Raw genomic sequence first — 13460 nt, 5'->3', positions numbered from 1 at the left:
ACGCACGCCTCGTAGGATTATTCCCTTTGAACTGTAGTTTCTTTCAGGACGATGCGTATGGCGCTGCGTCGAGCAGATTAAATCGGCTGAAATCGCGGCTCACGCTTTTGCAAAAACGCCTGCATTCCCTCCTTTTGCCCGGGCGTTGCGAACAAGCCATGAAACACCCGACGTTCGAACAGGAGGCCTTCGCGCAACCCCGGCTCCAGCGCACGATCCACCGCCTCGCGGGCTGCGCGGGTCGCCGTGCGGGGAAATCCGCCGATACGCTGCGCGACCGCCAACGCCTGCGCAAGCAAATCGTCGGTGGCGGTCACCCGTGAAACCAATCCGGCCTGTTCGGCTTCCCGAGCGCAGATCGAGCGCCCGGTCAAAATCATGTCCATGGCCTTGGCGCGCCCGATCAATCGGGTCAGGCGCTGGGTGCCGCCCATCCCGGGCATCACCCCGAGGGTGATTTCCGGCAAGGCGAATCGCGCCGATTCGGCAGCGATAATCACGTCGCACATCATCGCCAACTCGCAACCGCCGCCATAGGCAAACCCCGCCACTGCAGCCACTTTCGGTGTCCTGAACGCGGCAAACTCGTCCCATCCGGCGAAGTAATCTTGCTCGATCATCTCCAGGCAAGACATGGCGTACATCTCTTTGATATCGGCTCCCGCAGCAAAGTATTCGTGTGTACCGGTGATCAGGAAACAGCCTACACCCGGGTCGTTATCCAGCCCACGCAGGGTCTCCAGCAACTCCGTCATCATTTGCGTATTCAGCGCATTGCGCGCCTGTGGACGGTTAAGCCGGATCAGCGCCACGCGCCCCAGTCGTTCGATCAAAATGTTCATGTTGGTCTCGCTCCTTGAATAAAAAATCTGTGGGAAAAACGTCGCAGTGGTGTCAGGAATCCCAGATGGCGCCGTAGGCCGGAATACCGCGAGCTTCCATTTCCTCAACCACCTGCTGCGTCAGCCTCTGGTTGGAAATGCAGATCACTGCCTCTGCGCCGAACGACTGCACGGCGTCATACGCCAACTTGACCAGATCGGGTTTGCCCGACACCGCGGTGTCCCAGATCAGCGCGTCCGGTTGCGCCGCGAGAATTTCGTCCACCAGCGCATCGCCATAGGTGGTTCGCGGACTGCGGGTCGACCAGATCAGGCGAATCGGCACTTGTTTGGCCAACAGGTGCGGCAACACCGGACCGATTCCACTGCCGGTGGCGACGTAGACCACCGATTTGAACAGCGTTTCAATGCGCGCCACGCCCGCCGTGCTGATGCCCTTGACCCAGACGTGGGTCGGCACCTGCTCGATGAATGCTCCCGTCCAGTCTCCCGCTCTTGAAATGATCAGTCGGAAACCGTTCTCTGCGGGTGCAGGAATATTGGCAAAGGAGTGCCATTCCCACAGCGGATTACGACTGATCGCTGTGGCGGAGCCGGCAAACGGTGTGTGATGGGAAAAACGCGCGACCACCGCATGCGCGGAGGGCCTGACCACACTGATCGGGACTTTGCGCAAACGCAGCCACGGCGAGGCGATACTCAACGTCAGCAACAGCAGCATCCAGAACGACACCGATTGCAGCAGAACGTCTGTCAGCGCCAAGGCAGGATTCTGCTCTTGGGCAAACATCAGCGTCATCGCCCAGAACATCAACAGCGCTGCCCAACCGGCGAAACGATGAGTCCGTTCGAAAGCGTTGTGAAAGCGCCCGCGTATACCCGGCAACGCCATGATCGCAACCAGCAGCAGCAAACCGAACAATCCGCAGCTCACTCCGATCAGCGCCAGCGAAACCCCTCCCGGCCCGGCAAAACGCTGCCAGATCATTGATCCGAGCAATGTCGCAAACCAGGCAATCGCCGCCATCGCGCCACCGCTGTGCAGCCCGCCGAAATGGTAGACCTTGGCCAACGTCCGGCGAATCGCCAGCGGCCAGGTGGTGGGCGCCCGGGTGGCCAGCCAGAACAGCAGATTGATCAGGTATTGCTGGCGAATCAGGATCGCCATCGACAGGTTCGCCACCACCAGCCCCGACAGGGTCGGCAAGTTCACGCCCGCGCTTGTCCACCACTCACCGAGGTTCAAACCGTACATCAGCGCGGCAAGGTTGGCGGTGAATACCAACACCACCAGACGGTTGTAATGCGAGCACATCGGCAGCGCTCCCAGGCGCCGCCAAAGTGCTCGCTTGGGCGGCATCTGCAGGTTCGAAGCCAGCCCGCTCATGCCGTCACCGCCTGTTCGGTGCGAGCATCTTGCGCCTGATGCGCCACTGCCCACTCAAGCAACAAACGCTTGTCGACCTTGCCACGCGACGTCAACGGAATGGCCTCGACGGCAAGAATCAGGGACGGCACGCAGTAATAGGCAAGCCGCTCTGCGCACAGGCTGCGCGCGACATCGATATCCGTGGTGGGTGGATAGACGAATGCCACCAGATGGCGACTGTCGAGCTTGAGCGTCACCGCACGCTCACAATTGGGCGCTGACTCCAACGCTGCAGAGACCGAGTCGAGCTCGACCCGAAAGCCTCTGACCTTGACCTGATCATCGATGCGGCCCAAGTGTTCAAGCTCACCGTCGACTGTCCAGCGTGCAAGATCACGGGTGCGAAACATCATGCGCCCCTGTCCGAGAAACGGATCGGGTTGATAACGCTCGGCGGTCAACTCGGGATTGCCCAAGTACCCGGCCGTGACGCAATTGCCGCCGGCCCACATTTCGCCCGGCTCACCCGGCGCGCAGAGCTGGCCCGCCTCATCCAATACATAAACCGTGTTGTTGGGAGTCGGTTTGCCAATCGTCAATGGTCCGACGCCCCGATAGTGCTGCATGGTATTGACGATGGTGGTTTCAGTCGGCCCGCAGGCGTTATAGAACGTGCAAAACGCCGACCAGCGATCCGCCAACGGTTGCGGACATGGCTCACCCGCCAGCGCGACCACTTTCAGTTGAGTGCAGCGCGCCGGATCAAGGGTGGCGAGAATCGATGGCGTCGCAATCAACACGTCGCAGCGCTCGGCAGTCTGGGCAATGTCCTTGCCCCGGATCAACAGTGTCGCCCCATGGGCCAGACACCCCAGCACTTCCCAGGCCGACATATCAAAGGCGATATTGAGGATCTGTCCGACCCTCAACCCGGGACGAATGCCGAGGTTGCCGGGCGCGGTCAGGAGAATGTTGCAGACGTTGCGTTGCGTCACGCGAACACCATTGGGCTGGCCAGTGGTGCCGGACGTGAACAGCACAAAACACAACGAATCAGGCGATGACGCTGCGCTGCCGATGTTCCGGTCATCTGCAGCGACACTGTCGACGCTGATGAACGCGTCAAGGTGGATGCACTGTTGTGCCGCCGTCAGCGGCAGCGCCGATGCCAGTTTCGCCAGCGTCAGTACCACGCGCACGTTGGCCACCGTAAGGATATGCCGCATCTGCGCCGCCGGGGTAACGCCCACATGCTGCGGAATATAGGCGGCACCGATTTTCAGCACCGCCAGCATGCCCACCAGCATCGGGATCGAGCGTTCGACAAACAGCGCGACATGATCGTCCGCCACTACACCTTGCTCCAGCAGGGTTGCGGCGAGACGATTGGCTTGGCGATTCAATTCGCGGTAAGTGATGGAGCGGCCCTGATACTCCGCAGCGATAGCCTGAGGCCGGGCTATCGCCTGCGCTTCGATGGCGCGGTGGATCAAAGTCGCTTGAGGCTGGCGCAGCGGACCGCATCCAAAACGCGGCCATGACTTTGATTCAACCGAAGCCGTCAACGTGCTTGATGCACAACGGTTATTCCTCGCGAATGTTTGCATTGGACTTCCCTTCTATCCCGACAATGGTTCAGTCACGCCTGGCGCAGTGGCTTGGGGCTACACCGCCTGCCAGACGTGTCAGTCAAAAGGGTTGAGAAGGGAAATCAGCCGCCATTACAGTGACTACAAAGCGCGGCGAACTATCCTACAAAGCGAGGTACAAAAACTTTCACTGCCGCGGATGGAATAATCGGCGCGCCGGGACGTCTTCCAAGCCAACACCGCGTTTCGGGCCTCAAGGCATGTTCCATTTCATCAGCACTACGGCATGAATACCTCACCATGAACGAGCTAGACCAACAGCTACGTGAATTGATCCCGCGATTGCGCCGCTTTGCCGTGTCGTTGACGCGCAACAGCAGCAGCGCCGACGATCTGGTGCAGGCCTGCTTGGAGCGTGCCTTGTCGAGTTGGGGCGCCAAGCGCGCCGACGGCGACTTGCGTGCCTGGCTGTTCGCAATCCTCTACCGGCAGTTTCTCGACGCCCACCGGCGCTCGCGGCGCTATGCGCGGATGCTCGAGTTTTTCACCGGACGCGAGGATGCCGAGCCTTCGGTGGAACGCACCGTGATTGCCCAGTCGACCCTGCAGGCCTTCGACCGATTGCCGACCGAACAACGCGCCCTGCTGTTGATGGTTTCGGTGGAAGGCCTGACTTATAAAGAGGTCGCCGAGATTCTCGGCGCCCCGATCGGCACCGTGATGTCGCGCCTGTCCCGCGCCCGCCAGGCCTTGCGCCAACTCAGCGACGGCGAAATCAGCAGCCCTTCTTTGCGGATACTCAAATGATCAGCCTGCCTCCCAGCGAGCGTGATTTGCACGCTTACGTCGACCACCAGCTCAGCGACGCCGACCGGCGTGTGCTGGAAACCTGGTTGGCCAGTCATCCGGAACACGCTGCGCAAGTACGCGCCTGGCAGCAGGATGCCCAGCAATTGCGCGCGGCGCTTGGCGGTGCCTTGCAGCTACCGGCCAATCCGGCGCTTGACCCGCTGATGCTCCGCCAGCGTCGTCAGCGCCAGGCACGTCGCCATCTGGCCAGTGCGGCGGTGCTGTTGATCGCGGTGAGCGTCGGCGGCTTCAGCGGCTGGCAGGCCCGTGAGATGACCCTGGTGCGCCCTTCCCTGTTACCGATGACCGACGCGTTGCAGGCGTATCGGCTGATCGCCCAGCAAGGGATGTTGCCGGCCGATTACAAGGTCGACAGCGACGGTGACATGCAACGCTGGCTCGACCGCTACTTCACCAAAGCCAGTCGCTTGCCCGATCTGAAAGCGGCCGGGTTTGAACCGGTCAGCGGACGCCTGCTCAGCACTGACGAAGGCCCGGCGGCGATGGTCATGTATGAGGATGGCAGCGGGCACAAGGTGAGCTTTTACGTTCGCCCACCGGGACCGAAAAATACTTTTTTGCCGCGCGGTACCCGCAGTGACGGCGACTTGCAGGCCGAATACTGGTCGGGTGGTGGGTACAACTACGCGATGGTCAGCCCGACTGACTCCCCGGCGGCGCAACAGCTCAGGCAATCGCTGCAATTCTGAATCGCTCCCGTAGGAGCTGCGGCACGCTGCGATCCTTTGATCTTGATCTTAAAAAACAGGGTCAAAAGATCGCAGCCTCGTTGCACTCGACAGCTCCTACAGGGATTGAGTCGGGTCAGCAAGGGGGCGAGTCAGGCTCAGAAACCGACGTCGAGCACCACATTGTCCAGATAAGTGCCCGCCGGTGGTGTGGTCTGGTCGGTGTAGATTTTTGCGTTGTAATTGAAGATCTGGCTACCGGTGCCCAACCCGTTACCCGGATTCACCTCGGCATCGGTACTGGCGCGCCGCGCCGCGCCAACACTGCCCCAGCGCGTGGTACCGGCGCTTTTGAAAATGTCATAGGCGAGAAAATTGCTCCCGGAAATCATCCGCCGCCGCCCGCCGACACTCACCGGGTTCTGTCCATCGCTCAACCCCACGGTGTAAGCACTGCCCTTGGTGCAGGCCAGATTGATCGTTTGTCCGGTCACCGGGGTGAACGCGCTAACCACCGGCGCGCTGCCGAAGGCAATGTTCGGCGCGGTAATCGTGCAGTCGTTGGACACCGTCAGGTTCACCGTCAAAGAAGTCGTGCCGTTGGCGATATCGCGCCCAATGCAAATGGCACCGATGCCGATCCCGGAACAGTAATTCCAGTTCCAGAAAATGCTCAGGGTTTCGGTGTACACCCCGGCGGCGACGTTGCTGCCAATGGTTGTGCCGAGATACAGCGGCACGGTTTTCGGCGTCGTACCGTTGAGCAGGCCCAAGGCATCGATGATGCCGTTGCGCGCGAAGTCGTAGGCGGTGCCGCGCGTCAGCGGGTAGCTGGTGCTGTTGTTGGCGTAGATCGTGTAATTGATGACATCGCCGGTCGGCCCGACCAGACCACTTTTAGTCGAAGAAACGGTGCCCCAGAAGTGGTCGTTGCTGGTCAGCAGGGACAACAGAGAGCCGGTGCAACTCAAACCGGCATTCAGTGTGGAACTGGGCTGCGAAGTCGTGCGTACGGCGATCGAACTGAGCATACCGAACGCCGCCGGCGTGGTGCTGACCACCGAACACGCGGCCTGCACCGCCCCGGGTATAAGCAGTGCCAGACATAACAGCCATCGCCGGAACATCATTGACACACCAACGGGCCAATCAACGGCACCTGATCCTGATTCAGATCGACACTGAACTGCGCCTGACAGGTCTTGCCGTCGGCCAGTGTTACTTGCAGCGAGTTCTGCGCCTGCAGGTTTTCCAGATAGACCAACCCATCCCAGCCGACCACCGTCCGCGTGCCGCTCTGCTCGTGCAAAACACCCGCGCCCAACGGCAGCTCGCGCTGCTGCGCGTCGACCAGCACGATGCTCGCGGCAATCACTCGGGTCAGCGGAAATTCCAGCAGATAACCGCTGCCACGGCGCACGGCAATGCGCTGTTCGACGTTGGGACTGCGTACGTTGGCCGGCAGATTCAGTGGATCGATTTCATACTTGCCCCGGTAATAAGCGCTGCTCCACGGCACCAGCAGATGACCGTTCTTGTCGGTCTGGCCGACCTGCTGGTTTTCGTAGCGCACCGGAATGTCGGCAAAACCCTCAGTACTGACCACCACAAAAGCGTCGTCGATACGGTTGGCGGCGAACACCTGACGGTCCATCCACACCAGTGAACCACTGGCGTCGGCCCAACGGGTTTCGGCGTCGGAAGTACCGTAGACACCGGCCTGCAATTGCACCGATTGCAGGCGCCAGGTGACGTCAGCCTGACGATAGTCGGCGCCGTCACCCTTGGCGTAACCCAGATTGAAACCTACGCCGCCCTCGGTCGGCACCGCGCGACTGTAGTTGACCCGCTGCTGGCTCTGCCCGGTTTTACTGCGTTCGGTGCTGATCGCCAGACTGCCGCGCAAGTCGAACGGAATCACCAGTTGCGCCTGCACCGCCCAGTTGCTGTCGCCGATTTCACGGTTGGCCGACAGGTAGAAACTGCTGTTGCGCCACAACGGTTTGCTCCAGCTGAGGTTGAGCAGCCGCGTGCGCGAATCGTCCGCCGCGCGCACATCGAAATAACCCGCGCCGAGGCTGCCCCAGCGCTCGAGATTGAGGCTCAGGGTCGCCTGTTCGCTGCGCCGGCTGAGACTGATGTACGGGCTGTCGACCACGCTCAGATCGGCGTATTGATCATGACGTTGCAGCCGCTGATAGGAAAAGCTGAAACGCTGGTTGCTGTACTGATAGCCCAGGCTGACCTGGTGGCCGCCCTCGCCGTCGAAACGGCTTTGGCTCAGTGCAATGTTGAGCACACCAAAGTTACCGAGCTGCCAATTGCCGCCGAGGCCGCCCAGTGTCAGCGAATCGGCCGCTTCGGCATGGCTTTCCAGGGTGAAACTGTCGCTGACGCCATAGCGCAGGCTGCCGGAGGTGACACCCGGGCCGTAATTGAAATCCTTCAAACCATAGTCGCGACGCAAAGTACCGGCAGCCACGGAAAAATCGCTCAAGCCTTTTTGCAGCAAGGTGCTGGTGACATAGAACGGCACCGTGGTCGAGACCTGTCGACCGAGCGCATCAGTGGTCACTACGACGGCTTCGCCAGCACCGTTGATGAACGGAATATTGGTCAGCGTGTAAGGTCCTGGCTGCAAATCTGCGCTGCTGGATTTGTAGCCATTGATGAACAGATCCACCGAGGATGGCACCGCCGCTTCACCGGCAAATTGCGGCAACGGATAGGTCACCAGATCCGGGCGTACCGCAAAGTCCCGAGAAAACTGCACGCCACCCAACCGCACCGAACTGCTCCACGGCAATGCACCGCTGATCACGTCACCCGCCTCGTAGGTGAGCATTCGCTCGTCATCGGAGTATCGCCAAGTGGTGTCGTAGCGCAGATAGCCGTTGTCCAGCGTGTTGAGCGAATCACCGGACAAGGTTCGCCGGTATTGCCCGGTGTTGGACAGCGTGCCCCAGCTGTCGAACAGCCGTACTTCGTTCCACGCTGCCAGATAAGTGCCGGCATCGTCGGTGTCATTGAGGTACAGGTCATAGTTGAACAGCGCGCCGAAACTGCTCAGCGCCGGCGTCCGCGGATAGCTCTGCCGATTGCCGATGAACTGTTCTGGCAGCCAGTCCGGCGGCACATCCAGCAGCAGGCGCTGACCGACGCTGTCGTAGTCACTGTGCAGCCCCGCCAGACTGTCGAGATCGACCTCGGCGCCGAGGCTGTCGGGCAACTTCATGCCGGTTTCGCGTAACGCCGTCGCCGGCAAAAACAAGCGACCGTCGCGCTGCTGCACCGCTACCACGCGTCCGGTATTCATCTGGTTGACCACCAGTTCCAGAAACAACTGAGCATCACTCACGGCCTCCATGCCGCTCGGTGGCGGCGGCAGATCGCCGGCCCCGGATGGTTGAATGAACATCAGGCAACACGCGCCGGTGATGAGCCACAACGGACGCTGAATACGGCGAACCCGTCCTGGGTTCATACGCGTTTTACGTCCGTCAATGGACTGAATCCTCCTGATACCGCTTTCGTCGACGCCAGATGCCCGCGCTACGACTCACTCACTTGGCGGGCGTGATGCTCTGCACCTGTGCCGCGCCATTTACTCGTACCTGCAACGCCGAATCATTGGTCAGCGGTGTCGGTGCCGGCCAGCGCATCACCGCACCCGGCAGCACGTAACCGAGCAGCCCTTCGGCCAACGGTTTGCTCTGCCCGGCCTGTTTTATAGCCACGTCGGTCAACCGCGCATGCACCGCGCCCTGATTGCGCACTTCCACATAAGGCTTGCCGTCCACGGCTACCGTGCGCCAGCTCAACTGCGGCAGGCCGACCCCTTTGGGATCACGCGCACGGGTGCTGTCCTCTTTGCTCCACAACCCGGCGCCATAGGCAAACAGCGGCACCGAATAACGCATCTGAAAGCGGATCGCTGCGGCGGTTTTGCCTCCGTCAGCGGTCGCGGGTTGTGCGGAAGGAATTTCGTCGATGATGATCCGGTAGGCCAGTTCCTGCCCCGGCGGCACTTCCTTGGTGCGGGTCAGGCGCACCAGTTGTTTCTGCCCCGGTTCGATTTTCGCCACCGGTGGGCTGCCGATCACGTCGCGCTGGTTCTGGTATTGCTCGGCGAAACCACTCTGGCTCCAGCCGAATACGCGGATCTGCAGATTGGCGGTTTCGCTGCCGCGGTTTTCCAGCCACAGCGCACTGGCCTGTTGATCAGCCTCCAGCACCGGATCAATCGGCCAGATCAGCACCGAACTGGCAGCGTGTGCGGTGCTTGCCCCGAACATGACCACCGCGCACATCGCGCAACACACGAGCGAATGCCGTGACGTAACTGACCCCATAAACCTGCTCCTTGTCGGCCATTCAACTTCGCCTTACCACGACAGTTGCACCTGCAACACGTCGCTGTACGTCCCCCCAGGCTGATTGCCCGGCAATTGCACCTGACCGTAAATCGGCAGGCTGATGTTGTTCGCATCGCTGTAAGCCACCGCCACACTCTGGCCAATGCCCAGGCTCTGGCTGTACGCCGCATCGCGAAACAGTGCATACGCCACCCGCGCGCTGCCGCTGTTGACCTGCATGTGCCGTCCGCTGCTGTTGTACTGGCCGCCATCAACGCTCATGTTCAGCGTTACGCCCGGCGTGCATTGCAATTGCACCCCGCCGGTCAGCGCGACCTGCACGGTGCCGGTAGCCAGTGCCGAACGCGAACCGAAATTCAGCCCGCCATAGTTCGACACCCCGCCCACCACCAGACACCCGGCAGTGACCGTGGCACTGACCTGAAAGCTCTGGCTCGTCGCTGCGGTCAGCGGCAGCGGCGCACTGCCGGCACAGAGCAGGAGCAGCGCGGCACAGCCATGGCGGCGCATGGCATCAGAACGTCAGTTCAACAGCGACGGTGTCGGTGTAAGTCCCCGCCGGCAAACCGGCCTTGCCCACCGCCTGACCGTAGATGTTCACCGTCTGCGCGACACCGGTGCTGGCGGCGAGATTGATCGTCCCGTCGATCGCCAGCAGTTGCGAGTGCCCGGCATCGGTGTACAAGTCGTACGGCACGTAATTGGCCACCCCGTCGTACAACGCTCGTGTGCCGCCCGGTGACATGCCGTCATGGGAACCGGCGCGCACCTTGACCGTCGGCGTGGTGCCGCTGGAACAGAGAATCGACAGCGCCCCGCCGCCACCGCCCAACACTTGCCCGGTGGCCGTGGTGAACAGGCTGTTGGCGGTGCCGAAGTTCAACGCACCGAAGTTCAGCCCGGTGGAACCGCCAGCGCCGTTGACCTGACAACTGCTGATCAGAATCAGGCTGGAGGTGATCTGGCCGGTGACCGTGGTGGCGGCGTTGGCACTGGAAACCAGCGCCAGGCCAAGCAACGACAAACCTATCCTTGATGCAAACATACGCATGGTGTCCGTCCTCTACGGGGTTACCAGTCGAGCGTCACCGTCAGCGTGTCGGTATAGACACCTGCCGATACCGCGCGGGTATTCGCCACCACCGAGCCGAATACCGGAATGGGTATCTGCGCAGCGCTGGTGACAGCGAAATTGTGTTGCTGGCCGATGCTGTAGCTCCGGGCGCCGGAGGGATCGACGAACAGCTGATAGGGAAGGGTCTGGCGGCCGTTGCTCAGGCGCCGGGTGTTGCCGTCACCGTGGGCGCCGCCGTCAATGGTGACGGTGAAACCGGTGACCGAAGGATTGCAGGCGACGTTGAGTTTGCCGCTGCTGTCACTGCCGAGACTGGCCTTGATCGGCGCGTTCCAGGTCGGGCCCTGAAGGCCGAAATCGAGCGTGCCGAAATCGCTGACCGGGCTGGCGGGTGTGCTGGTGTTGGTGACTTCACAGCCGGCAATCAGGATCAGCCGCGCATTGATCTGCCCGCTGACCGCGGCTTGCGCGTTGTCTGCGAGCATAGCCAGCGTACCTGCCGCTACCACTATCCAGTGTTTGCCTGTCATTGCGCCCGTCCCTGCTCCTTTACGCTGACTTATTCACCGCGTTCATCATGGAACGCCTTCCTTGCACACCCGCGTCCACCGGGTGCCTTGAAACCGTGATCACCAGGTGACCGTCACCTTGACCAGATCCGAATAACGGCTGACTCGCGGCACCTCAGCCAAGCGCTCGATGCGCGCATACAGCGGCAGTTCTACCGTGCCACTGTCCGGCACCCGCCCGCTGACTGGCACATCCACCACCAGCGGTACCCGGCGCGCCGCGTCCTGATACAAGCGATACGGAATAGGTTTGCTGCCGACCGAACCGGCCATGTAGCGGACCTCACCGACACCGCCATGCAAGCCGCCATCGACGCGCATCTGGTACGGCGTATCGGGGTTGCACTCCAGCCGTGGCAGGCGCTGATTGGTCAACGCGGCAGCCAACGGCCCGGCGGGGTCATCGAGGCGTGCGGTGCTGCCGAAGTCGAGCACACCCAGTTGCTCAATGCCGGCGCCACGCTGTTGGCCGATCAACTGGCAGCCGCGCTGCACATCGACGCGCACTTCGACCTGAAGATCTGCCGCATGAACAGGTGCAACGAGTGCCCCCAGCAGCCCCATGACCACATGTACATTCACTGCGCCGTTCCTTGTCAGTGATCGCTTGCGACGTCGTTTCTGTGATTGAGGTTAGCAACGGTCGACGATTCCGCCAGTCGATTGGATCCAGTGATCGTCCGGGATATGTTTCGAAAGGTTGGCAATCGGTCAGGCCAAGTCGCTAAAAATAGCTGTACGTGCCGTAGGATTCTGTCCAATAACCGCCCACTCTCGAATCGTCGCGGTGGCTGGCCAAATCGGCGTCTGGTTACACTACGTCGCCACGCTACCGGAAGCCGGTCTTGACGAACACGGAGACGCCCCCAGTGCCTGCCCACCTGCCGAAACGATCGCGACTGATCCAGCGCTGGCCGGCATTGCGCCGTTGGTTGGGCAAGGGTTTGCCGGCCAGTGCCGGGCATGACGCCAGTGCCCAGTCGATCCGCGACTACTTCCGGCACAAGGCCAGCGGTCAGGGTTACACCCTCAGTCATAGCCAGCAGCGCGTCATCGAGTGCATGGCGCAGCAAGCCAGCCTGTTGTTTGGCGCAAGCGGCCGAACCGCACCAAGTCTTTATCTGTTCGGCGCCGTCGGACGCGGCAAGAGCTGGTTGCTCGATGGTTTCTTTCAGGCCTTGCCGATCACCCAGAAACGGCGTCTGCATTTCCATCAGTTTTTCGCGCAATTGCATCAGGGCATGTTCAGCCATCGCGAGCAGGACAATGCCCTCGAAGTGACCCTCGACGAATTGCTGGAGGATTGTCGGGTGCTGTGTTTCGACGAGTTTCATGTGCATGACATCGGCGATGCCATGCTCATCACCCGGCTGTTCAAGGCATTGTTCAAGCGGCGGATTCTGCTGCTGGTGACCTCCAACTATGCGCCTGACGGCCTGCTGCCCAATCCGCTCTATCACGCCCGCTTCAAACCGGTGATCGAGCTGATCAACACGCACATGCAGGTGATGGAAGTCGGCGGGCCGCACGATTACCGCAGTCACACGCGCCACTCTGCGCAGCAGATATTCACTCAGGGGCATTACGTGTGGCCAGCCACGCCAGCGCAACGCGCCGCTCTGGAGCTGCCGCCTGCGGATGCGCCGGGCGTTGCGCTAACCGTCGGCACCCGGCAGATTCGGGCTCGCTGGTGTAAAGAGCGAAGTGTCGGTTTTACCTTCAACGAACTGTGTGAACAGCCGACGGCGGTCATGGATTATCTGGAGCTGTGTCGACGTTTCGACCGCTGGATCATTGATGATCTACCGGAGCTGGGAGAATGCCCGATCGCCGCGCAACAACGCTTCATCAACCTGATCGACGTGTTGTACGACCAGGACAAGCATCTGACGTTGCTGGGTCGCCTGCCCTTGCACGAAAGCCTCGACGGCCACGCCATTGACCTGGCGCGCACGCGCAGCCGGTTGGGGCAGTTGCAAGAGATGCACGAACCGACCTGAGCAGGCAAATCCCCTGTAGGAGCCAGCCTGCTGGCGATAGCGGACTGTCAGCCGACAACGATTTTGCCTGACCCCATGCCATCGCCAGCAGGCTGGCTCCCA

The 13460-nt window shown here is 61.3% G+C and carries 14 protein-coding genes; 3 read left to right on the top strand and 11 right to left on the bottom strand.

Translation table 11 applies throughout. The annotated features are described in order from the left end of the window. Window positions 1-77 precede the first annotated feature (77 nt). Genes CQ009_RS03400 through CQ009_RS03390 form a run of 3 tightly spaced genes read right to left on the bottom strand, consistent with a single transcriptional unit; the run spans window position 78 to window position 3818 of the window. Window positions 78-842, bottom strand: a complete 765-nt coding sequence (locus CQ009_RS03400) for an enoyl-CoA hydratase-related protein (protein WP_105704868.1) — start codon at window positions 840-842, stop codon at window positions 78-80. Between the two features lie 52 nt (window positions 843-894). Beyond that, a complete protein-coding gene (locus CQ009_RS03395; RefSeq protein ID WP_105704867.1) occupies window positions 895-2229 on the bottom strand; it encodes a hypothetical protein in 1335 nt (444 codons plus the stop codon). Beyond that, on the bottom strand, window positions 2226-3818 hold the full coding sequence (locus tag CQ009_RS03390; protein WP_105704866.1) for an amino acid adenylation domain-containing protein: 1593 nt from the start codon (window positions 3816-3818) through the stop codon (window positions 2226-2228). Before CQ009_RS03390 ends, CQ009_RS03395 begins: the two co-directional genes overlap by 4 nt. Window positions 3819-4100: 282 nt before the next feature. On the opposite strand from CQ009_RS03390, the gene CQ009_RS03385 reads away from it, so the two are divergent. Both CQ009_RS03385 and CQ009_RS03380 read left to right on the top strand, forming a co-directional pair. Then, the gene (locus CQ009_RS03385) at window positions 4101-4607 is read left to right on the top strand and encodes a sigma-70 family RNA polymerase sigma factor (protein ID WP_105704865.1); all 507 of its coding nucleotides are present in this window, start codon (window positions 4101-4103) and stop codon (window positions 4605-4607) included. Continuing rightward, window positions 4604-5359 carry an anti-sigma factor gene (locus CQ009_RS03380; RefSeq protein WP_105704864.1) on the top strand — a complete coding sequence of 252 codons (756 nt, stop codon included), beginning with the start codon at window positions 4604-4606 and terminating at the stop codon, window positions 5357-5359. The genes CQ009_RS03385 and CQ009_RS03380 overlap by 4 nt, the downstream gene beginning before the upstream one ends. Before the next feature lie 137 nt (window positions 5360-5496). On the opposite strand, the gene CQ009_RS03375 is transcribed toward CQ009_RS03380, so the two are convergent. The 8 genes from CQ009_RS03375 to CQ009_RS03345 form a co-directional block, all read right to left on the bottom strand. Then, complete coding sequence (locus tag CQ009_RS03375; protein WP_105704863.1) at window positions 5497-6468, bottom strand: spore coat U domain-containing protein; 972 nt, start codon at window positions 6466-6468, stop codon at window positions 5497-5499. Beyond that, entirely contained in the window at window positions 6465-8822 is a 2358-nt protein-coding gene (locus CQ009_RS03370; protein ID WP_105704862.1) for a fimbria/pilus outer membrane usher protein, read from the bottom strand. The genes CQ009_RS03375 and CQ009_RS03370 overlap by 4 nt, the downstream gene beginning before the upstream one ends. A gap of 79 nt (window positions 8823-8901) precedes the next feature. Continuing rightward, the gene (locus tag CQ009_RS03365) at window positions 8902-9633 is read right to left on the bottom strand and encodes a molecular chaperone (RefSeq protein WP_236708301.1); all 732 of its coding nucleotides are present in this window, start codon (window positions 9631-9633) and stop codon (window positions 8902-8904) included. Next, on the bottom strand, window positions 9578-9712 hold the full coding sequence (locus tag CQ009_RS30170) for a hypothetical protein (protein ID WP_256585369.1): 135 nt from the start codon (window positions 9710-9712) through the stop codon (window positions 9578-9580). The genes CQ009_RS03365 and CQ009_RS30170 overlap by 56 nt, the downstream gene beginning before the upstream one ends. 11 nt (window positions 9713-9723) lie before the next feature. After that, window positions 9724-10224 carry a spore coat U domain-containing protein gene (locus CQ009_RS03360; RefSeq protein WP_016983916.1) on the bottom strand — a complete coding sequence of 167 codons (501 nt, stop codon included), beginning with the start codon at window positions 10222-10224 and terminating at the stop codon, window positions 9724-9726. 4 nt (window positions 10225-10228) lie between these two features. Then, on the bottom strand, window positions 10229-10765 hold the full coding sequence (locus tag CQ009_RS03355) for a spore coat U domain-containing protein (RefSeq protein ID WP_064389251.1): 537 nt from the start codon (window positions 10763-10765) through the stop codon (window positions 10229-10231). 20 nt (window positions 10766-10785) lie between these two features. Then, window positions 10786-11319, bottom strand: a complete 534-nt coding sequence (locus CQ009_RS03350) for a spore coat U domain-containing protein (RefSeq protein ID WP_105704861.1) — start codon at window positions 11317-11319, stop codon at window positions 10786-10788. A gap of 99 nt (window positions 11320-11418) precedes the next feature. Beyond that, window positions 11419-11922: a spore coat U domain-containing protein gene (locus tag CQ009_RS03345; RefSeq protein ID WP_371920151.1), complete on the bottom strand. Its 504-nt coding sequence runs from the start codon at window positions 11920-11922 to the stop codon at window positions 11419-11421. Between the two features lie 305 nt (window positions 11923-12227). Here CQ009_RS03345 and zapE point away from each other — a divergent pair, with 305 nt between their 5' ends. Continuing rightward, entirely contained in the window at window positions 12228-13358 is a 1131-nt protein-coding gene (gene zapE / locus CQ009_RS03340; RefSeq protein ID WP_105704859.1) for a cell division protein ZapE, read from the top strand. Window positions 13359-13460 lie beyond the last annotated feature (102 nt).

The sequence above is a fragment of the Pseudomonas sp. MYb2 genome (genome assembly GCF_002979955.1).
Lineage (GTDB): Bacteria > Pseudomonadota > Gammaproteobacteria > Pseudomonadales > Pseudomonadaceae > Aquipseudomonas.
The sequence above is the reverse complement of the archived record's forward strand: the minus strand, read 5'-3'. Positions and strand labels throughout refer to the sequence as shown.

What these genes read in the sequence shown, in the direction of transcription:
- CQ009_RS03400 (WP_105704868.1), bottom strand. Translation starts at nt 842, where the DNA reads ATGAACATTTTGATCGAACGACTGGGGCGCGTGGCGCTGATCCGGCTT.
- CQ009_RS03395 (WP_105704867.1), bottom strand. Translation starts at nt 2,229, where the DNA reads ATGAGCGGGCTGGCTTCGAACCTGCAGATGCCGCCCAAGCGAGCACTT.
- CQ009_RS03390 (WP_105704866.1), bottom strand. Translation starts at nt 3,818, where the DNA reads ATGCAAACATTCGCGAGGAATAACCGTTGTGCATCAAGCACGTTGACG.
- CQ009_RS03385 (WP_105704865.1), top strand. Translation starts at nt 4,101, where the DNA reads ATGAACGAGCTAGACCAACAGCTACGTGAATTGATCCCGCGATTGCGC.
- CQ009_RS03380 (WP_105704864.1), top strand. Translation starts at nt 4,604, where the DNA reads ATGATCAGCCTGCCTCCCAGCGAGCGTGATTTGCACGCTTACGTCGAC.
- CQ009_RS03375 (WP_105704863.1), bottom strand. Translation starts at nt 6,468, where the DNA reads ATGATGTTCCGGCGATGGCTGTTATGTCTGGCACTGCTTATACCCGGG.
- CQ009_RS03370 (WP_105704862.1), bottom strand. Translation starts at nt 8,822, where the DNA reads ATGAACCCAGGACGGGTTCGCCGTATTCAGCGTCCGTTGTGGCTCATC.
- CQ009_RS03365 (WP_236708301.1), bottom strand. Translation starts at nt 9,633, where the DNA reads ATGTTCGGGGCAAGCACCGCACACGCTGCCAGTTCGGTGCTGATCTGG.
- CQ009_RS30170 (WP_256585369.1), bottom strand. Translation starts at nt 9,712, where the DNA reads ATGGCCGACAAGGAGCAGGTTTATGGGGTCAGTTACGTCACGGCATTC.
- CQ009_RS03360 (WP_016983916.1), bottom strand. Translation starts at nt 10,224, where the DNA reads ATGCGCCGCCATGGCTGTGCCGCGCTGCTCCTGCTCTGTGCCGGCAGT.
- CQ009_RS03355 (WP_064389251.1), bottom strand. Translation starts at nt 10,765, where the DNA reads ATGCGTATGTTTGCATCAAGGATAGGTTTGTCGTTGCTTGGCCTGGCG.
- CQ009_RS03350 (WP_105704861.1), bottom strand. Translation starts at nt 11,319, where the DNA reads ATGACAGGCAAACACTGGATAGTGGTAGCGGCAGGTACGCTGGCTATG.
- CQ009_RS03345 (WP_371920151.1), bottom strand. Translation starts at nt 11,922, where the DNA reads ATGGGGCTGCTGGGGGCACTCGTTGCACCTGTTCATGCGGCAGATCTT.